Here is a 19,472-nt window from a genome sequence, read left to right as displayed (position 1 = left end):
AGGATGCTCATGACCAGACCCTCGACCTCGACCACGGCCTGGCGACCCGGGATGCCGGGCAACGACAACCTCCCGTCCGGTCCGGCCGGCCGCCCGGCCGCGCCCAGCGGGGACGGCCACGGACCGCAGGCGGGTCCACCGAGCGTGACGATCGGGTCGTACCCGGACTATCCGTCGGCCCAGCGGGTGGTGGACTATCTCGCCGACAACCGGTTCCCGGTGGAACGCACGGCCATCGTGGGGACGAACCTGACCCTGGTGGAGACCGTGATGGGCCGACTGACGACCGGCCGGGCGGCCCTGATCGGCGCCGGTACGGGTGCCTGGTTCGGCCTGTTCATCGGCCTGCTGTTCGGCATCTTCACCGCCGGCAACTGGGTGGCGGTGATCCTGGTCGGGTTGGTGATCGGTGCGATCTGGGGCGCGGTGTTCGGCGCGGTGGCGCACGCGATGAGCGGGGGTCAACGCGACTTCACCTCGGCCAGTTCGCTGCGGGCCGGCCAGTACGCGGTGACCGTGGACGCCGGCCTGGCCGAGCAGGCGCGGCAACTGCTGGGTCGGATGCACCTCACCCCGACCGGCGCGACCGCCCGCTGACCGGCGACCGCATGACGCCCCGGCGCGATCCGCGCCGGGGCGTCGCCCTGTCTCGAACGGCCCGCTCCACAGAACTGGTTCAAATCACGAAAGCGCCCGCGTCAAGCATGAACGAGCAGCAGATCAGACCAACCCAGGGGGGCTTGTTCAAATTTTAAATTGTGCTACTGTTGCGCTCGTGACCGAGAGCCTGAGCCCCGAGCGGACGATCGCCTGGCGGGCCTACATCGAGTCGAGCCAGCGGTTGTTCACGCAGCTCGAGGAGGACCTGCGCACCGCGAGCGAGCTGACCTTCGCCGACTACCACGTGCTGGTGCTGCTCTCCGAAGCACCGGGGCAGCGGCTGCGGATGGGCGAGCTGGCGGGTCGACTGGTCTTCTCACCGAGCCGGCTGACGTACCAGATCTCCTCGATGCAGAAGCGCGGCCTGGTCGCGCGGCAGTCGTGCCCGGACGACCGCCGGGGCAGCGAGGCGGTGCTCACCGCCGCCGGGCTGCTCGCCCTCCGGGAGGCCGCGCCGCACCACCTGGCGTCGGTGCGTACCCACCTCATGGACGACCTCGACGACGCCGAGGTCGCCTGCCTCACCCGGGTCTTCGAACGGATCGGCCGGCGCCTGCGCGCCGCCCGCGACGTGTCGTCCACCCCGGCCGACAACTAAGGAGCCCGAGATGCCCGCCATCACCGTCGACGACGTCCTCGTCCTGCCCCGCCTCCCCCGGCTCGACGAGTCCACCACCTTCCGGCCGGTCCGCCGGCTGACCACCGCGCCCAGCGGCTACGAGGGTGAGGGGTTCCCGGTCCGCCGGGCCTTCGCCGGCGTGCCGCTGACCGAGCTGGACCCGTTCATCCACCTCGACCAGATGGGCGAGGTGGACTATGCGCCGGGCGAGCCGAAGGGCACCCCCTGGCACCCGCACCGCGGCTTCGAGACGGTGACCTACATGATCGACGGGATCATGGACCACCAGGACTCGCTGGGCGGCGGTGGCACCATCACCGACGGCGACACCCAGTGGATGACGGCTGCCAGCGGCCTGCTGCACATCGAGGCGCCGCCGGAGCACCTGGTGGCCAGCGGGGGCCTCTTCCACGGCCTCCAGCTCTGGGTCAACCTGCCCCGGGTCGCCAAGATGAATCCGCCGCGCTACCAGGACATCCGCGGCAAGGAGTCGGCGCTGCTGACCACCCCCGACGGGGGCGCGCTGATCCGGGTCATCGCCGGTGAGGTCGCCGGGCACCGGGGGCCGGGCTCGACCCACACCCCGATCACCATCACCCACGTCACGCTCCAGCCCGGCGCCGAACTGGACCTGCCCTGGCGCCCGGACTTCAACGCGCTGGTCTACGTGCTGGCCGGCCGGGGCACCGTCGGCACCGACCGCCGGCCGATCCACCTCGGCCAGCTCGCGGTGCACGGGCCCGGCGACGCGCTGCGGGTGACCGCGGACGCCCAGCAGGACGGCAACACCCCGACCCTGGAGCTCTACATCATGGGCGGGCAGCCGATCCGGGAGCCGGTGGCGCACTACGGCCCGTTCGTGATGAACACCCGCGACGAGCTGGTCCAGGCGTTCGAGGACTTCAAGGCCGGCAAGCTCGGTGTGGTGCCGGCCGAGCGCCTGCCGCACACCGGCGGCCAGGACGTCCGTCCCTGATCGCCCCGTACCGGCACGGGCGTCCCGGTGTCACCCGGGACGCCCGTCGCTCGGCGTCGTCGCGCTCAGGAGACGGCGAAGATGCCCGCCACCCCGAGGATCACCATCAGCAACACCGCCACCAGCACGCCCCGTTCACCCTCCACCGCCGGCTCGCGGTACTCGGACACGGCGTTCGTCGTCTCGGCGGACATGGTGTTGCCTCCTTGAGTTTCTCGCGTCTGAGGGGTCCGGTGGGGTGCCACGGCGGCGCATGTCGTGCGGAGCCGTCGCGGGGGCCCTACCGTGAGGACGTTGTCGACCTCGGGAGGGGAGGTACGTGGCGATGCAGGACTGGTTCCTGACCGCAGCAGAACGCGCCAACCCGGTCTCAGAGTTACCCGTCTGGACGACGGGAAACCTCGCCGAGCCGTTGATTCACGGCGCGGCGTACTTCGACCGCCTGGTCCGCGAGGTCGAGGCGTTGCAGGCCGGCGACCACCTGTTCTTCACCGACTGGCGGGGCGACCCCGACCAGCGGATGCGGCCGGACGGGCCGACCGTCACGCAGCTCTTCGCGCAGGCCGCCCAGCGTGGGGTGGTGGTGAAGGGCCTGATCTGGCGCTCCCACCTCGACGCGCTCTCCTACAGCGAGTCGGAGAACCGCAGCCTCAGCGAGGCGATCTGCGCGGCCGGCGGGGAGGTGCTGCTCGACCAGCGGGTGCGGCGCGGCGGCTCGCACCACCAGAAGCTGGTGGTGCTGCGCCACCCCGACGCCCCGGAGCGGGACATCGCCTTCGCCGGCGGGATCGACCTGTGCCACAGCCGGCGGGACGACGCCGACCACGCCGGCGACCGCCAGGCCGTCGCCATGTCGCCCCGGTACGGCCCGCACCCGCCCTGGCACGACGTGCAGCTCGCCGTCCGCGGCCCGGTGGTCGGGGCGCTGGACACCACCTTCCGCGAGCGGTGGACCGACCCGATGCCGCTGGACTCGGAGAACCCCCTCGCCTACCTGCGGGACCGGCTGCGCGGGTCGGACCTGACCCCGGACCCGCTGCCCGACCAGCCGGCCGATCCGCCGCCCTGCGGCCCGCACCGGATCCAGGTGCTGCGCACCTACCCGGCGGTCCGGCCCCGCTACTCCTTCGCCCCGGACGGCGAGCGGACCGTGGCGCGGGGCTACACGAAGGCGGTCCGCCGGGCCCGGAAGCTGATCTACCTGGAGGACCAGTACCTCTGGTCCAGCGAGGTGGCCGAACTCTTCGCGCAGGCGTTGCGGGAGCACCCGGAGCTGCACCTGGTCGCCGTGGTGCCGCGCCACCCGGACGTGGACGGCCGGCTGGCCCTGCCGCCGAACATGGTGGGGCGGGAGCAGGCGCTCTCGCTCTGCCAGCGGGCCGCCCCGGACCGGGTGCACGTCTTCGACGTGGAGAACCACGAGGGCACGCCGGTCTATGTGCACGCCAAGGTGTGCGTGGTCGACGACGTCTGGTCGAGCGTGGGCAGCGACAACTTCAACCGCCGGTCCTGGACGCACGACAGCGAGCTGTCCTGCGCGGTGCTGGACGACACCCGTGACGACCGGGCCCCCGTCGACCCGGCCGGACTGGGCGACGGGGCCCGGGTCTTCGCCCGCGACCTGCGGTTGCGACTGTGGCGCGAGCACCTCGACCGCGACCCGGACGGCGCCGAGGACCACGACCTGCTCGACCCGGTCGCCGCGGTCAAGGCGATCACCGACGCGGCGGAGGCGTTGCAGCGGTGGCACGATGGGGGGCGGGTCGGGCCCCGGCCACCGGGGCGGCTGCGACCGCACCGGCCGGAGCGGTTGCCCTGGCTCACCCGCGTCTGGGCGCTACCGGCGTACCGGCTGGTCTACGACCCGGACGGCAGGCCGCTGCGGGCCCGGCGCGCCGGGACCTGGTGACCCGCCGCGACCGGCTCGGGCGGCGCGCCGTCGGGCGCGCTCTGCCCGGGGTACGCGAACGACAACCGCGGGGCATAGAAGCCCCAGGCGATGGTGAGCGGGTTCGCCGGTCGTAGCGGGTAGGCGGAGTGCTCCGGTGCCAGGAACTCCACCGACTCGATCTCGAACGGCGACACCGGCTCCGCCACGTACGGGTAGTCGGCGACGAGCAGTTCGCCGTCGCGGGCGGTGACGTAGCGGTGGTGCCCGCTGTGGCTGACGTGGGTGGTCTGGCCCACCCCGCCGCGCACCCGGATCAACGGGGTGCCGTCGGCCGCCCGGGTCTGGGTGCTCAGCATGCCCCGACGCACCTCGACGCTGGTCTGCCCGGCCGCTGCCGGGGCGCCCCGGGCGGCGGCGTAGTCGCGGACCAGCGCGCTGGAGGCGAGGTAGTGGGTCCACCAGCCGCCCGGCGTGTCCCCGCCGGGCGGCTGAAGATCGGCCAGCGACACGCCCAGGTAGGTCAGCGAGTACGCCCCGAAGCCGGACGTCTGGCTCTCGTCGTCGACCTCGTACTGGCAGAGGAACACCTGCCGGTCGGGGTGGGGTCGCAGCCCGGCGGGGACGAGCGCCGCGACCGCGTCGGGATCCGCCGGCAGCCAGCTCACCAGCAGGACGCGGGCGTTGACGACGAGTTGCGGGGCGGCGGGATCCAGCACGGTGCCTCCGTAGACGTGTACCCGCGACGCTACGGGCGGTCCCGTGGACGGAACAACGACGGAAAGCCGACACTCCTGCCCGACTGTCGGGTTTCACGTTGACCGGTCGGCGTCCGCCGTGGACCGGACGGCCACCCCGAGGGCGAACCTCCGGACCGGTAACCGTGATCACAGACCCGCTGGGTATGCCCTTTTCTTGCCCTTCATGCCCGGAAATTACTTAAGTACATCGTACTTTCGGCTAGATTTCCTAGAGACGATCAGGTTAAGGTGACTCCCGAACGTACTACCTGGAGCTAAACCAAAGCGTCACGTCATTTTTCCGCGGACGAGGTGCAGGGAGGACCACCCATGACCGCGCAAACCGTCAGCGAGCAGGCGGCCACAACGCCGTCCACCACCGGGAAGCTGGATCCGCGCGCCCTCACCGACAGCGCCGCCGACCTGCTCAACGCGATGGCCGCGCTGCCCGCGAACCACCCGTCGCGCGCCGCCATGCGGGACAGGGCGATCGAGGCCTGGCTGCCGCTCGCCAACCACCTCGCCCACCGCTACAGCGGCCGGGGCGAGCCCACCGACGACCTCGCGCAGACCGCCGCCGTCGGCCTGATCAAGGCGATCGACAAGTTCGACCCGTCGCGCGGCGTCGACTTCGCCGGCTACGCCATCCCGACCATCATCGGCGAGCTCAAGCGGCACTTCCGCGACCGCACCTGGGACATCCGGGTGCCGCGTCGCCTCCAGGAGCTGCGGCTGGCCATCTCCGACGCCAACAGCACCCTGCTGCAGACGCTGGGCCGCTCGCCCACGGTCGCCGACATCGCCGCCCACCTCAAGCTCACCGAGGAAGAGGTCCTGGAGGGCCTGGAGGGCGCCCGCGCCTACAACGCGGTCTCGCTCTCCACCCCGACCGGCGACGGCGAGCGGGCGACCGAGCTGGGTGACATGCTCGGCGGTGAGGACAGCGAGTTCGAGCTGGCCGAGCTGCGGGTCGCGCTGGGACCGGCGCTGGCCACCCTCGACGAGCGTGAGCAGAAGATCCTCACCCTCCGCTTCTACGGCAACCTGACCCAGTCGCAGATCGCCGACCAGATCGGCGTCTCGCAGATGCACGTGTCCCGGCTGCTCGCCCGGGCGCTGACCAAGCTGCGGGGACAGCTCGACGGAACGTACTAGGGGGTGGGAACGGTGGCCGGGTCGGCGGGCCCGGTCACCGTCACGTCCACGAGGCCCGGTCGGCGGTTCGCCGACCGGGCCGTTCCGTCTGCCCGGCCGGCACCGGCCGCTGTCGACCGGCCGCCCCGGCCGCACGGGCGGCGGTGACCAGGAGCCGCGACCGCCGACCTGGGAGAGTGGGGTGTGCTCTCCGACGTGACACTCGCGCTGCCGGTCCGTCCGGTGCTGCCGGCACTGGTCGCGGCGCTCCACGCCGCCGGCAGCGCCGTCCTGGTGGCGCCGCCCGGTACCGGCAAGACCACCCTCGCCCCGCTCGCCGTCGCCGACGAGGTCACCGGCCGCGTGCTGGTCGCGCAGCCCCGGCGGGTCGCCGCCCGTGCCGCCGCCCGCCGGATGGCCGGGCTGCTCGGTGAGGGGGTCGGCCGGCGCATCGGGTACGCGGTCCGCGGCGAGCGCCGGGTCGGCCCGGACACCCGCGTCGAGGTGGTCACCACCGGCCTGCTGGTCCGGCGGCTGCACCGCGACCCGGAGCTGCCCGGGGTCGGCGCGGTGCTGCTCGACGAGTGCCACGAACGACAGCTCGACGCCGACCTGGCCCTCGCCTTCACCGTGGAGGCGCGCGGCACGCTCCGCCCCGACCTGTGGCTGCTGGCCATGTCGGCCACCCCGCAGGCGGACCGGTTCGCCGCGCTGCTCGGCGACGCCGGGCGACCCGCCCCGGTGGTCCGGGCGGAGGCGGCGCTGCACCCGGTGACCCGGATCTGGACACCGCCACCCCGACCGGTGACCCCGCCCGGCGCGGGCCGGGTGGACCGGGCCCTGCTCGACCACGTGGCGGCCACCGTCCGGCGGGCCCTGACCGAACGCGACGGTGACCTGCTGGTCTTCCTCCCCGGCAGCGGGGAGATCGCCGCCGTCGCGGGCCGGTTGGCCGACCTGCGGGGCCGGGTCGACGTGCTGCCGTTGCACGGCCGGCTCTCGGGCGCGGCACAGGACGCCGCGCTGCGCCCGCACCGCCCGGGGCGACGGACCGCCGCCGGGTGGTGCTGGCCACCGCGGTGGCGGAGAGCAGCCTCGACGGTGCCCGGCGTGCGGGTGGTGGTGGATGCCGGGCTGAGCCGGGTCCCCGGACGGACCTGGCCCGTGGGCTGGGTGCGCTGGTCACCGTCCCGGTCTCCCGGGCGGCGGCCACCCAGCGGGCCGGCCGGGCCGGTCGGGAGGCCCCGGGACACGTCTACCGGTGCTGGTCGGAGGCCACCCACGCGCGGCTACCCGCGCAGCCGGAGCCGGAGATCGCCACCGCCGACCTGACCGGCTTCGCGCTGGAGCTGGCCGCCTGGGGCAGCCCCGACGGCGTCGGCCTCGCACTGCCGGACCCGCCACCCGCGGCCGCGATGACCGTGGCCGGGAGACGTTGCGCACGCTCGACGCGATCGACCGGAAGGGCCGCATCACCCCGCGCGGCCGGGCCATCGCCGGGGCGGGGGCCCACCCCCGGCTGGCCCGTGCCCTGCTGGACGGCGCGGAGCAGGTGGGCGCGGACCGGGCCGCCGAGGTGGTCGCGCTGCTGGCCGAGGAGTCGGTGGCAGGTCCGGGCGACGACCTGGCGGCGCTGTGGCGCCGGCTGCGTACCGGCACCGACGCGGCGGCCACCGCCCGCTGGCGGACCGAGGTACGCCGCCTGCGGTCCGCACTGCCGGCCGGGGTGGTGCCGGCGACGCCGGGCCGGCCAGGAGCGGCACCCGGCGGGACGGGGCTGCCGAGGGTGCCCCGACCGCCCGGGCCGCACCCCCAGGTGGCCCGCCCCACCAGGGGTGCCCCGGCCGCCGGGGACCGCCTCCCCGACGATCTCGCCGCGGGGCTGCTGGTCGGGTTGGCGTACCGGAACGGCTGGCCCGGGCCCGGCGGGCCGGTGGGTCGTCGTACCTGATGGTGGGCGGGACCGCGGCGGAGTTGGCGGCCGGGTCGGGGCTGGCCGGGTCCGCGTGGCTGGCCGTCGCGGTGGCCGACCGCTCCCCCGGCGCGCCGACCGCCCGGGTCCGCCTGGCGACCCCGGTGGACGAGGCGACCGCGCGGAGGCGGGTGGCCCGCTGCTGCGCGCCGAGCGGGAGGTCGGCTGGTCCGGCGGGGACGTGGTGGCCCGCGAGGTGGTCCGACTCGGGGCGATCGAGCTGGTGGACCGGCCGCTGCCGCGCCGGACCGGGAGCTGGTCGCCACGGCGGTGCTGACCGGCTTGCGTCAGGGCGGCCTGGGCCTGCTGACCTGGACGCCGGCCGCCACGGCGCTGCGGCAGCGGCTGGCGTTCTGCCGGTCCGCGCTCGGCGACGGCTGGCCGGAGGTGACCGACGAGGCGCTGCTGGCCGACGCGCCCCGCTGGCTCGGCCCGGAACTGGCCCGGGCCCGCCGCCGGGCGGACCTCGCCCGGATCGACGTGGCCGGCGCGCTGCGCCGGCTGCTGGACTGGTCGCAGGCGGCCCGGCTGGACGCGCTGGCCCCGGAGCGACTCGACGTGCCCAGCGGCTCGCGGATCCGGGTCGACTACGGCGATCCGGCCGCGCCGGTGCTCGCGGTGAAACTCCAGGAGACGTTCGGCTGGCGGGACGCGCCCCGGGTGGCCGACGGCCGGGTGCCGGTGCTGCTGCACCTGCTCTCCCCCGCCGGCCGGCCGGTGGCGGTCACCGCCGACCTGGCCTCGTTCTGGCGGGTCGGCTATCCGCAGGTCCGCGCGGAGCTGCGCGGACGCTATCCGCGCCACCCCTGGCCGGAGGACCCGACCAGCGCCGCACCGACCCGGCACGCCACCCCCCGGCGGCGCTGACCGCGACTACTCGTCGACGATGTCGGCGATCACCACGGTGACGTTGTCCGGGCCGCCGGCGTGCAGGGCCAGGTCGATCAGCTTCCGGGCGCACGCCTCCCGGTCGGGGTAGCCGGCCAGCACCTCGGCGAGGGTGTCGGCCCGGACCACGTTGGAGAGGCCGTCGCTGCACAGCAGCCAGCGGTCCCCGGCCCAGGGGACCATCGTCGCGTACGCCGGGGACACCTGCTCGCCCTGCAACGCCTGCGTCACGACCGCCCGGCGGGGGTGGCTGGCGGCCTGGTCGGCGGTGATCAGGCCCTGGTCGACGAGCATCTGCACGAAGGTGTCGTCCCGGGTGACCTGCTTGAGCACGCCCTCGCGGAACAGATAGGCCCGGGAGTCGCCGACGTGGGCCAGGGCCAGGCAGCTGCCGGTACGGGCGAAGAGCAGCGCGGTCAGCGTGGTGCCCATGCCCTGGCGTTCCGGGTCCTCGACGACGGCCTGGTGGATCCGCGCGGTGGCCAGCTCGATCCCGCTCTGCAGGGCGGCGACCAACGCGTCCTCGGGGGTCTCCAGGTCGAGCGGCCCGACCGCGTCGATGGCGATCCGGCTGGCCAGGTCACCGGCCGCCATGCCGCCCATGCCATCGGCGACGGCGACGAGCCACCGGCCGGCGTGGAGGGCGTCCTGGTTGCCGCTGCGGATCAGCCCACGGTCGCTCGCCCCCACGGAACGAAGCTTCAGGGTCATGGGAGGCAGCCTGCCAGGCGAAGCCCTCGGTTGTCTCTAGGAGATCAGCAGGTTGCCGCGTGGCGCGGCGAATCTCACTGGAGACCGGCAGATCCGGAGCCGGTCAGGTCATCGGATCGGATCGATTGACAGACCGGTGACGCACTGGAAACATCTGGCTGGTATTGGGAGCGCTCCCAGCTCTACCGCCTCGCATCCCCCACTCCCCTGCACGGAAGGAACCTCCGTGACCTTATCCCGACGTCGCCGCACGGCGCTCGCCGCGGCCACCACCCTGGTCCTCACCGGCGCCACCGCCGGCGTGGCCCACGCCGAGGTGCCACCGGACGCCCCGGAACAGCTCCAGAACGGTGACTTCAGCGCCGGCGTGGCGCCCTGGTTCTCGTACGGCACCGGACCGCTCGCGGTCACCGACGGCCGGCTCTGCACCACCGTGGCCGGCGGCCTGGCGAACCCGTGGGACGCGGGCATCGGCGAGGACGCCGTCCCGCTGACCGCCGGTGCCGAGTACCAGCTCTCCTTCGACGTCTCCGCCACCCCCGGGGCGGCCGTCAAGGCCGTGCTGCAACAGGGCAGCGCGCCCTACACCGCGTACGCCAGCGTCGACGCCACCGCGACCGGCACCGCCACCCACGTCACCACCACGTTCACCGCCCCCGCCGACAACGCCGGCGCCCAGCTCGTCTTCCAGCTCGGCGGCAACGCGGCGGCGCAGACCTTCTGCCTGGACAACGTCTCGCTCCGCGGTGGCGAGGCGGCCCCGCCGTACGAGCCGGAGACCGGGCCACGGGTCCGGGTCAACCAGGTCGGCTACCTGCCCGGCGGCCCGAAGAACGCCACCGTGGTCACCACCGCCACCGATCCGCTGGACTGGCAGCTCACCTCCGCCGCCGGTGCGGTGGTGGCCAGCGGCCGGACCACCCCGCGCGGCGTGGACGCGGCATCGGACCAGAACGTGCAGACCGTCGACTTCTCGGCGTTCCGCACCCCCGGCACCGGCTACCGGCTGACGGTCGACGGGGAGACCAGCCACCCGTTCGACATCTCCGGCACCCTCTACGACCGGCTGCGCGCCGACTCGCTCCAGTTCTTCTACGCCCAGCGCAGCGGCACCCCGATCGACGGCGACCTGATCGGCGCCGCGTACGCCCGCCCGGCCGGTCACCTCGGCGTGGCCCCCAACCAGGGCGACACCGACGTGCCGTGCCAGCCCGGCGTCTGCGACTACCGCCTCGACGTGCGCGGCGGCTGGTACGACGCCGGCGACCACGGCAAGTACGTGGTCAACGGCGGCATCGCCACCTACCAGCTGCTCAACGCCTTCGAGCGGACCAAGACCGCGGAGACCGCGGCGGCCGGCGCCGCACTGGGCGATGCGACGCTGCGGGTGCCCGAGCGCGGCAACAAGGTCCCCGACGTGCTCGACGAGGCCCGCTGGGAGCTGGAGTTCCTGCTGCGCATGCAGGTGCCCGCCGGCCAGCCGCTCGCCGGGATGGCCCACCACAAGATCCACGACAAGGCGTGGACCGGCCTGCCGCTCGCCCCGCAGGACGACCCGCAGCCCCGCGAGCTGCACCCGCCGTCCACCGCGGCCACCCTCAACCTGGCCGCCGTCGCGGCCCAGTGCGCCCGGCTGTTCGCCCCCTACGACGCGGCGTTCGCGGCCCGCTGCGGCAAGGCCGCGAAGACCGCCTACGCGGCGGCGAAGGCGCACCCGGCGATCCTCGCCAGCGCGGCAGACGGCACCGGCGGTGGCGCGTACGAGGACGACAAGGTCGCCGACGAGTTCTACTGGGCGGCCGTCGAACTCTGGCTGACCACCGGGGAGAAGAGCTACCTGACCGACCTGACCGCGTCCCCGCTGCACACCGCCGACGTCTTCGACGCCAGCGGCGCGTTCGGGTGGCAGAGCGTCGGCGCGCTGGGCCGGCTCGACCTGGCCACCGTGCCGAACGGGCTGCCGGCCGCCGAGAAGACCCGCGTCCGGGCCTCGGTGACCGCCGCCGCCGACCGCTACCTGACGGCGCTGCGCGCCCAGGCGTACGGGCTGCCGCTGCCGGGTGACGCGGCCAGCTATGTCTGGGGCAGCAACAGCAACATCGTCAACAACGCGGTCGTGCTGGCCACCGCGTTCGACCTGACCCGGGACGCGAAGTACCGGGACGGGGCGGTGCAGACCGCCGACTACCTGCTCGGCCGCAACGCGCTGAACATGTCGTACGTGACCGGCTGGGGCGAGCAGAACGCGCACAACCAGCACAGCCGGATCTTCGCCCACCAGTTGGACCCGGCCCTGCCGAACCCGCCGGCCGGCTCCCTCGCCGGTGGCGCCAACGCCGGCATCCAGGACCCGTACGCGGCGAACCTGCTGGCCGGCTGCAAGCCGATGTTCTGCTACGTGGACGACATCAACTCGTACTCGACCAACGAGGTGGCGATCAACTGGAACTCGGCGCTGGCCTGGCTCGCGTCGTTCCTCGCCGATCAGGGCGACGCGAAGGCGGTGCCGGCGTCGACCTGCGCGGTCACCTACACCACCCACGGCAGCTGGCCGGACGGCTTCACCACCCAGGTCACCGTCCGCAACACCGGCACGACGGCGGTGGACGGGTGGAGCCTGCGCTGGGCGTTCACCGGCGACCAGAAGGTGAGCAGCTACTGGTCGGCGCAGGTCGCCCAGTCCGGCGCCACGGTCACCGCGAAGAACCTCTCGTGGAACGCGAAGATCGCTCCCGGCGGCACGGTCACCTTCGGCCTGAACGGGGCGACGGCCGGCGGCCCCAACCCCAACCCCACCCTGATCACCCTCAACAACACCGCCTGCACCCTCTCCTGACCCCCCTCCCCAGATCCGCGCATTTTCACGGAAAGAGTGGCCTCCGGAAGCTCGGAGGCCACTCTTTCCGTGAAAGTGGGGCCACCCCGGCAAAGGGTGGCCCCACTCGCATCGAGGCACGGTCGGCTCAGCTCCGGCCGCCGGGCCCACGGGTCAGCGGCACCAGGCGAACAGCTCCGGGTTGGTGTGGTGCAGCTTCACGACCTGGCCCAGCGACAGGTACGAGCCGGCCGGCAGGTCGGCGAAGATCGGGCCGGCCGTCGGGTCGGCCAGGGTCGAGTAGTCGATCTTCTGCTGCGCCGCCGCCCGGAGCAGGCCGAGGCTCTTCAGCGTGCCGAGTCCGGCCTGGGTGCAGGCCGCGCCCTCGTTGGCCGGAGCGGCCGAGGCGGGCGCGGCGACGGCGAGGCTCGCGGCGAACGCGGCGACGACGCCCCCGGCGTACATCATCTTCTTCATGGTGAATTCCCTTCTGTCCGGACGATGTGTGGTCCTGCGGTAGAGGCTTCGTCCTGACCACGATCCGTGGATGCACGATCCTTCGTGGTCGGTGCGGGCCCCGGCAGCAGGCGGCCGTCCCCGCCGCGCGCCGGTCCGGTTCCTCCCGCGCGGCCGACCGGCGCCCCGGTACGGTCCGCTGATGGCGTACCTCTTCCTGTTCGGCGCGATCGCCGCCGAGGTGATCGGCACCAGCCTGCTCAAGGCCACCGACGGCTTCACCCGGCTCTGGCCCACCCTCGGTGTGGCGGTCGCCTACCTGTCGTCGTTCGGGCTGCTCTCCCTGACCGTCAAGGAGATCCCGGTCGGCGTCGCGTACGCGATCTGGTCGGGGCTGGGCACGGCGGCCATCGTGGGCATCGGCGCGGTCTTCCTCGACGAGCCGCTGAGCGCGGTCAAGGTGATCGGGGCGGGACTGGTCATCGCCGGGGTGGTGGTGCTGAACCTCGGTGGCGCGCACTAGGCCGAAACCGGGTGGACGCACCCTGGCGCGTACGCGATGGTGGCGGGCATGGACGCAGACGGACGGACCGGCGCGGAACGCCGGGTGTGGGCGGCGCTGCCGACGGGGACCCGTGCGGCACTCGCCGGCCTGCCCGGTGCCGACCTGCGGACCGCGCTGCTGGCGGTCGCCGGCGACCGCGCGGCGGCGGCACGTCCGGCGGACGTGGTCCGGCGCTGGCGCGAGGACCGCTTCGTCCGACCGGCGGACGTCGACCCCCGCGCCCTGTCGCGGGTGGAGGGACGGCTGTGGGAGCTGCTGCCGGCCGACGTGGCGGGGGTGGAACTGTCCCCGGTCGCCCCGCTCGGCACCTGCGCCGCCGTCGCCCCGGTCAGCCAGCACCGGATCGTCAGCACCATGCGGGGCACCGAGGTGGTGAGCGACCCGACGAACGCCCTCGCGGTGGAGGCAGCCGTACGCCGGCAGCACGCCGACGAGGTGCACCTGGCCGCCGCGCACCGGGTGCTGCGGGCGCAGGACTTCGGCCCGGGGGCGTCGGCGCACTTCCGGCTCTTCACGCTGGTGTCCACCGCCCGGGACACCGGGTCGGGGCGGACCGAGGCGCGGCTGCTGGTCCGGCACCTCGCCTTCTGGCACGCGGCCCTCGCCGACCTGGGCCCCACGGCCGCGCCCCGGCTGCGGCTCACCGTTCTGGACCCGGTCCTCGGGGAACGGCTCGCCGACACGGTCCGGCCGGCGCTCAGCGCCGACGGTGTGCCGCTGCACGACGAGCCGGAGCGGCAACGCGGGCGCGGCTACTACCGGGGCGCCGCGCTGCGCCTCACCCTGCACGGCGACGCGCTGGAGGTCGGCGACGGCGGCTTCACCGACTGGACGGCCCGGCTGACCGGCGACGCCAAGGAACGCTGCCTGATCTCCTGCCTGGCGACGGAACGCCTGACCGGGGCGGCGGACGGGTGAGCGGCCTGGTGGTGCAGCGGATCCGGCTGCGGTGGACCAGCCGTGACGCCGCCGCCACCCTCCGTGGCCGACTCGACCTGTTCCGCGCGGCCCGGTGGACCCGGGACCGGGACGACCGGGCGCACCTGTACGGCGGTCCACCGCCGGGGCGGCGCTGACGGTCAACCGACCGGCCGGCGCATCGCGATCCGGTCGGCCGGGTCCAGTCCCAGCGCCGCCTCCGCCGCCAGCAACCCGATCAGCCCCGGGGTCACCTCTGCCCCGGTCAGCTCCCGGAACCCGCAGCGCACGTAGTACGGCCCGTTCCACGGCACGCTGCGGAACGTGGTCAGCGTCAGCGCCGGCCGGCCCTGGCCGGCCGCCCAACCCGCCACCTCGTCGAGCAACCGCCGTCCGATCCCCCGCCGGGCGTACCCGGGGTCGACGCTGAGCTGCTGCACGTGCGCGCAGCCGTCGACGAGATCGACCACCACGAAGGCGACCGGCCGGTCGGCCTCGTCCACGGCCACCCGGACGCACCCGACCCGCTGCGCGGCGACCAGCACGTCCAGCGGCAGCGGCGGCATGTCGGCGACCTCGGTCATGCCGATCTCCCGGAACGGCGCCCCGGAGGCCACCTCGATCCGCTGCACCTCGGTCAACTCGTCCGCCCGCGCCGTCCTGATGCTCTCCACGGCGCCGACCCTGGCACCAGCGGGCCGGTACGGGCCAGCGAGTTTCCGGACCGGGCACGTACCCTGCAGCGATGGCCCTGATCCTGCCGCCCGGCGAGTTCCGCGCATACCTCTTCGACTGCGACGGCACGATCGTCGACTCGATGCCGGTGCACCACCGCGCCTGGTGCGGGGCGCTGGACGAGTGGGGCTGCGAGTTTCCCGAGGAGCTCTTCTACGCCTGGGGCGGCCGGCCGGTCGCCGACATCGTGGTCGACCTCAACTCCCGGCACGGGCTCGCCATGCCCGTCGACCTGGTGGCCGCCCGTCGCGAGGAGCTCTACCAGCGGTTCCTGCCCGAGCTGACGGCTGTGCCGGAGGTGCTGGCGCACATCGAGGACGCGTACGGGCGGGTGCCGTTCGCGGTCGTCTCGGGCAGCACCCGCGAGTCGGTCACCGCCTCGCTGACGGCACTGGGACTGCTCGACCGGTTCGAGACGCTGGTCTGCGCCGGCGACTACACCCGGGCCAAGCCCGATCCGGCCGGTTTCCTGCTCGCCGCCCGGCGGCTGGGCGTACCGCCGGAGCACTGCCTGGTCTTCGAGGACACCGACCTCGGCGTGCAGGCCGCGACGGCGGCCGGCATGGCATCGGTACGCGTACCGCACCCGTGGGAGCGGGCGGCCGCGGTACGTCCGGTGTGATCGGCGTCGCGCCGTTCGGGGCGATCGGACCGCCCGGCCTTTCCTAGGGTCGGAGGCATGAGCTGGGCCTCGCCGATCCCGCCGCCCGGCCTGCTGCGCACCCTCTCCCTGGCCACCCTGGCCAACACCGTCGGCTCCGGACTCTGGACGGCCGGGGCGGCGCTCTATCTCACCCGGGACGTAGGACTCTCCGCCGCCTCGGTCGGCGTCGGCCTCACCCTGGCCGGGCTGGTCGGGCTCACCGCCAGTGTGCCGCTCGGCGGCCTGGCGGACCGGCACGACCCGCGTACGCTACGCGCCCTTCTCCAGCTGTGCCAGGCGGTGGTGGCCGCGGCGTACCTGCTGGTCGGCTCGTTCCCGGCCTTCCTGGCGGTGGCGGTGCTGGACGCGCTGCTCACCTCCGGCAACCTGGCGGTACGCGCCGCGCTGGTCGCGGCGGTGGGTGGTCCCCAGGGGCGGGTGCACGCCTTCGCCACGCTGCGCGCGGTGGCGAACCTGGGCATCGCCGTCGGGGCGGCGCTGGCCGGGTTCGCACTGGCGGCGGACACCCACCTGGCGTACCAGCTGCTGGTGGTCGGTAACGCGGCCACCTATCTGCTGTCGGCGGCACTCCTGCGCCGACTTCCGGCCTTCCCACCGGCCCCGCGCCACCCGGCGGCGGCCCGGCCGCGACGCGCGCGGGCGCTGCGGGACGGGCGGTTCCTCGCGGTCAGCGGTGCCTCGGCGGTGCTCACCCTGCACCTGACCATGCTCACCCTCGTGGTGCCGCTCTGGGCGGTGAACCGGGCCGGCGCGCCCCCACCGGTGGTCTCGGCGGTGCTGCTCACCAACACGGTGCTCACCGTACTGCTGGCGGTGCGGCTGAGCCGGGGCGCGGACACGGCCGTCCGGGCGGCCCGGCAGCTGCGCCGGGCCGGCCTGGTCCTCGCCGCCGCGACACCGCTCTACGCGGTCGCGGCCGGCGTGCCCACCGTGACGGCGGTCGTCCTGCTGCTGGCCGCCACGGCGGTCTACACCGTCGGTGACCTGTGGCACGGTTCGGCGGCGGCGGGACTCGCCTACGACCTGGCCCCGCCGGACGCGATCGGCGCGTACCAGGGCGCGGACGGTCTGCTCGCCGGTCTGGCCCGGGCGCTCGGTCCGGCGCTGCTGACCCTGCTGCTGCTCGACGGCGGTGTGCCGGGCTGGCTGGCGCTGGGCGGGCTCTTCGTCGTGGTCGGCCTGGCCGCCCCCGCACTGGCGCGGTGGGCGCTGGCGAACCGGGTGACCACCAGGCCGGCCGATGAGCACCCGCCGGCGACGGTGTAGCAGCATGAACCGGGTGACCGACGATCTCCGTATCCGTCGCGGCGGGCCGGGCGACGCCGGCAGCGTGCTGCGGCTGTTCGACGTCGCCATCGCCTGGCTGACCACGCGCGGCCGGACCGGCCAGTGGGGCACCGCGCCGGCCTCGACCGACCCGGCCCGGATCGCCCAGGCGCAGGCGTGGGCGAGCGGCGGCGACCTGCACCTGGCCCTGCTCGACGACGACGTCGTCGGTGCGCTGGTGGTGGGCACGGCGACGGATTACGTGCCACCGCCCATCGAGCCGGAACTGTACGTGAACCTGCTGCTCACCGACCGCGCGCACGCCGGCCTGGGGATCGGCGCGCGACTGCTGGCGTACGCCGAGGAGCTGGCCCGCGACCGCGGCCTCGGGCTGCTGCGGGTGGACTGCTACGCCGGTGACGACCGGGCGCTGGTCGGTTTCTACGAGCGGTGCGGCTTCACGCCGACCGACCGGTTCACGGTGACGCGCCCGGGCCGGCCGCCGTGGCCGGGTCAGGTGCTGGCCCGACGGGTCGGTTGACCGCTCGCGCGTTGGCCGCGATCCGCCACCCGGGCGCGGGTCAGCGGACGGCACCGTTGCGGTACGCCCAGATCACGATGTTGACCCGGTCCCGGACGCCCAGCTTGGCCAGCACCCGACCGACGTGGGTCTTCACGGTGACCTCGGCGAGGTGCAGCCGCTGGGCGATCTCGGCGTTGCTCGCTCCCGCCACGATCAGGTCGAAGACGTCGCGTTCCCGGGCGGTGAACCCGTCGACGGCCGTGTTGTTGCGGGTCGACGACGGTGCGTCGCGACCGGCGACCAGCCGCCGGGTGGTCGAGGGCGCGATGACCGAACCGCCACGGTGGACGGTGCGGATGGCGGCGGTCAGCCCTTCGGCGGTCGCGTCCTTGAGCAGGTAGCCGCTGGCTCCGGCGCTCAGCATCCGGGTCGCGTAGTCGTCGGTGTCGTAGGTGGTCAGCGCCACGATCTTCGGGGCGGGCCCGGGGGCCGCGAGGATCGCGCGGGTGGCGGTGATCCCGTCGGTGTGCGGCATCCGGATGTCCATCAGGATGACGTCCGGGTGGTGCTCGGCGGCGAGGGCGACCGCTTCCGTACCGGTGGCGGCGGTGGCGACCACGCACATGTCGGGGGCCGAGTTGACGACCAGCGCGAACCCGGTACGGACGAGATCCTGGTCGTCGGCGATGAGCACCGTGATGGGCGGCTCGGTCATCGCGGCGCTCCCTCCTGGACCAGTGGCCACGTGGTGGTGATCGTGAACTCCGGCCCGGCGGTGAGCGTGCAGACCCCGTTGAACAGTGAACACCGCTGCCGGATACCGGACAGGCCCCGCCCCTCCACCGGCGCGCCGCCGCCCTGCCCCGCCGTCGGGCTGGTCACGGTGACGGTGAGCAGCATCGGCGTCCAGCACATGCGCAGGTGCGCCTGTTGCCGGGGAGCGTGCTTGATGACGTTGGTGAGCGACTCCTGGATCACCCGGTAGACGGCGAGGTCCATGCCGGGTCCGAGGGGCTGCTCGCCACCGTCCGTGGTGACGGTCACCCGCAGACCGGCGGCGGCGACGCTGGTCAGCAGGGCGGGCAGGTCGCGCAGCCCCTTGGCGTCCAGCTCGTCGTCCCGGTCGACGGCGGTGAGCAGGCGCTTGACGTCCGCGAGCGCCTCGCGACCCGTACCCGCGATCTGGTCGCAGAGCGGACCGGCGACCACGACGTCGGCGCGGGCGGCGACCCGGCCACCCTCGGCCTGGGCGATGATCGAGGCCAGCGAGTGCGCGATGATGTCGTGCATCTCCCGGCTGATCCGGCTCCGCTCCTCGTGGACCGCGAGCTGGGCGCGCATGGCGCTGTCCCGTTCGGCGAGCCGCCGGCGGCGCTCCGCCTGGTCGACGGCGCTGCGCTGCTGGCGTTGCATCAGCCCGGTCGACCACGCGGCCAGCGACGTCGCCATGATCAGGACGCCGGGCAGCCCGGCGCCGAGCCGCCGGTCGTGCAGGGCGTAGCCGGCGACCACGAGCGCGCCGGCCGCGCCGAGCAGCAGACCCGCGTGCCGCAGCCGATCGGTCGCGTACGCGGCGACCGCGTGGATGGCGACCAGGCCGACCAGGTCGCCGGGGAACAGGAAACTGTGCGCGAGCAGCAGGTGCGTGCCCGAGACGGCCGCCACCAGCGCGAGCATGGTCAGTGGCGCGACGCGACGGATCGCCAGGGGCACCGCGACCGCCGCCGACCAGTACCAGTCGGGCAGACCGGCGACGCCCAGCAGCAGACAGCCGGCCACGACGGCGAGCGCGACGCCGGCGTCGACCCGCATCATCCGTTTCGTGTCGGCCCGCACTCCCCCAGCCTAGGCAGCGGGGCGCGGCAACGGAATCACGGCATTCCGATCCATACCGCAGCCTTGATACCTAGGTATCGGTCGAGCGGGAAACTCGATGCCACGG

Annotated in this window: 19 protein-coding genes and 1 pseudogene; 13 read left to right on the top strand and 7 right to left on the bottom strand. The window is 74.2% G+C overall.

What is annotated here, in order from left to right; genetic code table 11:
* The first annotated feature begins 9 nt into the window (after positions 1-9).
* The 3 genes from MRQ36_RS23250 (at position 10) to MRQ36_RS23240 (ending at position 2,255) form a co-directional block, all read left to right on the top strand.
* A complete protein-coding gene (locus tag MRQ36_RS23250; RefSeq protein WP_242798689.1) occupies positions 10-597 on the top strand; it encodes a general stress protein in 588 nt (195 codons plus the stop codon).
* 178 nt (positions 598-775) lie between these two features.
* Positions 776-1,258, top strand: a complete 483-nt coding sequence (locus MRQ36_RS23245) for a MarR family winged helix-turn-helix transcriptional regulator (protein WP_242798687.1) — start codon at positions 776-778, stop codon at positions 1,256-1,258.
* A 10-nt stretch (positions 1,259-1,268) separates the two neighbouring features.
* Positions 1,269-2,255 carry a pirin family protein gene (locus MRQ36_RS23240; RefSeq protein ID WP_242798685.1) on the top strand — a complete coding sequence of 329 codons (987 nt, stop codon included), beginning with the start codon at positions 1,269-1,271 and terminating at the stop codon, positions 2,253-2,255.
* A 65-nt stretch (positions 2,256-2,320) separates the two neighbouring features.
* Here the strand turns inward: MRQ36_RS23240 and MRQ36_RS33445 are convergent, their stop codons facing one another.
* Entirely contained in the window at positions 2,321-2,449 is a 129-nt protein-coding gene (locus MRQ36_RS33445) for a hypothetical protein (RefSeq protein WP_278187584.1), read from the bottom strand.
* Positions 2,450-2,574: 125 nt separating this feature from the next.
* Here MRQ36_RS33445 and MRQ36_RS23235 point away from each other — a divergent pair, with 125 nt between their 5' ends.
* Entirely contained in the window at positions 2,575-4,164 is a 1,590-nt protein-coding gene (locus MRQ36_RS23235) for a phospholipase D-like domain-containing protein (protein ID WP_242798683.1), read from the top strand.
* Here the strand turns inward: MRQ36_RS23235 and MRQ36_RS23230 are convergent.
* Complete coding sequence (locus tag MRQ36_RS23230) at positions 4,113-4,862, bottom strand: hypothetical protein (RefSeq protein ID WP_242798681.1); 750 nt, start codon at positions 4,860-4,862, stop codon at positions 4,113-4,115. The genes MRQ36_RS23235 and MRQ36_RS23230 overlap by 52 nt on opposite strands.
* 351 nt (positions 4,863-5,213) lie before the next feature.
* On the opposite strand from MRQ36_RS23230, the gene MRQ36_RS23225 reads away from it, so the two are divergent.
* Both MRQ36_RS23225 and MRQ36_RS23220 read left to right on the top strand, forming a co-directional pair.
* Entirely contained in the window at positions 5,214-6,038 is an 825-nt protein-coding gene (locus MRQ36_RS23225) for a SigB/SigF/SigG family RNA polymerase sigma factor (protein WP_242798679.1), read from the top strand.
* A 183-nt stretch (positions 6,039-6,221) separates the two neighbouring features.
* A pseudogene (locus MRQ36_RS23220) lies at positions 6,222-8,856 on the top strand (ATP-dependent RNA helicase).
* 6 nt (positions 8,857-8,862) lie between these two features.
* Here the strand turns inward: MRQ36_RS23220 and MRQ36_RS23215 are convergent.
* Positions 8,863-9,588: a PP2C family serine/threonine-protein phosphatase gene (locus MRQ36_RS23215; RefSeq protein WP_242798677.1), complete on the bottom strand. Its 726-nt coding sequence runs from the start codon at positions 9,586-9,588 to the stop codon at positions 8,863-8,865.
* A 226-nt stretch (positions 9,589-9,814) separates the two neighbouring features.
* On the opposite strand from MRQ36_RS23215, the gene MRQ36_RS23210 reads away from it, so the two are divergent.
* Complete coding sequence (locus MRQ36_RS23210; RefSeq protein WP_242798675.1) at positions 9,815-12,424, top strand: glycoside hydrolase family 9 protein; 2,610 nt, start codon at positions 9,815-9,817, stop codon at positions 12,422-12,424.
* A 153-nt stretch (positions 12,425-12,577) separates the two neighbouring features.
* On the opposite strand, the gene MRQ36_RS23205 is transcribed toward MRQ36_RS23210, so the two are convergent.
* Entirely contained in the window at positions 12,578-12,880 is a 303-nt protein-coding gene (locus MRQ36_RS23205) for a hypothetical protein (RefSeq protein WP_242798673.1), read from the bottom strand.
* Positions 12,881-13,061: 181 nt separating this feature from the next.
* Between MRQ36_RS23205 and MRQ36_RS23200 the strand changes: the two genes are divergently transcribed.
* From MRQ36_RS23200 to MRQ36_RS23190, 3 genes are read left to right on the top strand one after another with little or no spacing between them, the layout of a single operon-like run.
* On the top strand, positions 13,062-13,382 hold the full coding sequence (locus MRQ36_RS23200; protein WP_242798671.1) for a multidrug efflux SMR transporter: 321 nt from the start codon (positions 13,062-13,064) through the stop codon (positions 13,380-13,382).
* 48 nt (positions 13,383-13,430) lie between these two features.
* Positions 13,431-14,342 carry a hypothetical protein gene (locus MRQ36_RS23195; protein WP_242798669.1) on the top strand — a complete coding sequence of 304 codons (912 nt, stop codon included), beginning with the start codon at positions 13,431-13,433 and terminating at the stop codon, positions 14,340-14,342.
* Positions 14,339-14,500 (top strand): hypothetical protein, encoded by a 162-nt coding sequence (locus tag MRQ36_RS23190; protein WP_242798667.1) that lies wholly within the window; start codon positions 14,339-14,341, stop codon positions 14,498-14,500. The genes MRQ36_RS23195 and MRQ36_RS23190 overlap by 4 nt, the downstream gene beginning before the upstream one ends.
* 3 nt (positions 14,501-14,503) lie before the next feature.
* Here MRQ36_RS23190 and MRQ36_RS23185 read toward each other — a convergent pair whose 3' ends face one another.
* Positions 14,504-15,016 carry a GNAT family N-acetyltransferase gene (locus tag MRQ36_RS23185; RefSeq protein WP_242798666.1) on the bottom strand — a complete coding sequence of 171 codons (513 nt, stop codon included), beginning with the start codon at positions 15,014-15,016 and terminating at the stop codon, positions 14,504-14,506.
* A gap of 71 nt (positions 15,017-15,087) precedes the next feature.
* On the opposite strand from MRQ36_RS23185, the gene MRQ36_RS23180 reads away from it, so the two are divergent.
* The 3 genes from MRQ36_RS23180 to MRQ36_RS23170 are packed head-to-tail and all read left to right on the top strand — an operon-like array spanning position 15,088 to position 17,548.
* Positions 15,088-15,699: an HAD family phosphatase gene (locus tag MRQ36_RS23180; protein ID WP_242798665.1), complete on the top strand. Its 612-nt coding sequence runs from the start codon at positions 15,088-15,090 to the stop codon at positions 15,697-15,699.
* A 57-nt stretch (positions 15,700-15,756) separates the two neighbouring features.
* Complete coding sequence (locus MRQ36_RS23175) at positions 15,757-17,007, top strand: MFS transporter (protein WP_242798664.1); 1,251 nt, start codon at positions 15,757-15,759, stop codon at positions 17,005-17,007.
* 13 nt (positions 17,008-17,020) lie between these two features.
* Complete coding sequence (locus MRQ36_RS23170; RefSeq protein WP_242798663.1) at positions 17,021-17,548, top strand: GNAT family N-acetyltransferase; 528 nt, start codon at positions 17,021-17,023, stop codon at positions 17,546-17,548.
* Positions 17,549-17,588: 40 nt separating this feature from the next.
* On the opposite strand, the gene MRQ36_RS23165 is transcribed toward MRQ36_RS23170, so the two are convergent.
* Together MRQ36_RS23165 and MRQ36_RS23160 are read right to left on the bottom strand one after the other, a co-directional pair.
* Positions 17,589-18,245 (bottom strand): response regulator transcription factor, encoded by a 657-nt coding sequence (locus MRQ36_RS23165; protein WP_242798662.1) that lies wholly within the window; start codon positions 18,243-18,245, stop codon positions 17,589-17,591.
* Entirely contained in the window at positions 18,242-19,366 is a 1,125-nt protein-coding gene (locus MRQ36_RS23160) for a sensor histidine kinase (RefSeq protein ID WP_242798660.1), read from the bottom strand. Before MRQ36_RS23160 ends, MRQ36_RS23165 begins: the two co-directional genes overlap by 4 nt.
* Positions 19,367-19,472 lie beyond the last annotated feature (106 nt).

This window comes from Micromonospora sp. R77, assembly GCF_022747945.1.
In the GTDB taxonomy this organism is placed as follows: domain Bacteria; phylum Actinomycetota; class Actinomycetes; order Mycobacteriales; family Micromonosporaceae; genus Micromonospora.
The sequence above is the reverse complement of the archived record's forward strand: the minus strand, read 5'-3'. Positions and strand labels throughout refer to the sequence as shown.

Bases quoted from the DNA above. Each gene is read 5' to 3' on its own strand.
- MRQ36_RS23250 (WP_242798689.1), top strand. From the start codon at position 10: ATGACCAGACCCTCGACCTCGACCACGGCCTGGCGACCCGGGATGCCG.
- MRQ36_RS23240 (WP_242798685.1), top strand. From the start codon at position 1,269: ATGCCCGCCATCACCGTCGACGACGTCCTCGTCCTGCCCCGCCTCCCC.
- MRQ36_RS33445 (WP_278187584.1), bottom strand. From the start codon at position 2,449: ATGTCCGCCGAGACGACGAACGCCGTGTCCGAGTACCGCGAGCCGGCG.
- MRQ36_RS23225 (WP_242798679.1), top strand. From the start codon at position 5,214: ATGACCGCGCAAACCGTCAGCGAGCAGGCGGCCACAACGCCGTCCACC.
- MRQ36_RS23215 (WP_242798677.1), bottom strand. From the start codon at position 9,588: ATGACCCTGAAGCTTCGTTCCGTGGGGGCGAGCGACCGTGGGCTGATC.
- MRQ36_RS23205 (WP_242798673.1), bottom strand. From the start codon at position 12,880: ATGAAGAAGATGATGTACGCCGGGGGCGTCGTCGCCGCGTTCGCCGCG.
- MRQ36_RS23200 (WP_242798671.1), top strand. From the start codon at position 13,062: ATGGCGTACCTCTTCCTGTTCGGCGCGATCGCCGCCGAGGTGATCGGC.
- MRQ36_RS23195 (WP_242798669.1), top strand. From the start codon at position 13,431: ATGGACGCAGACGGACGGACCGGCGCGGAACGCCGGGTGTGGGCGGCG.
- MRQ36_RS23180 (WP_242798665.1), top strand. From the start codon at position 15,088: ATGGCCCTGATCCTGCCGCCCGGCGAGTTCCGCGCATACCTCTTCGAC.
- MRQ36_RS23175 (WP_242798664.1), top strand. From the start codon at position 15,757: ATGAGCTGGGCCTCGCCGATCCCGCCGCCCGGCCTGCTGCGCACCCTC.
- MRQ36_RS23165 (WP_242798662.1), bottom strand. From the start codon at position 18,245: ATGACCGAGCCGCCCATCACGGTGCTCATCGCCGACGACCAGGATCTC.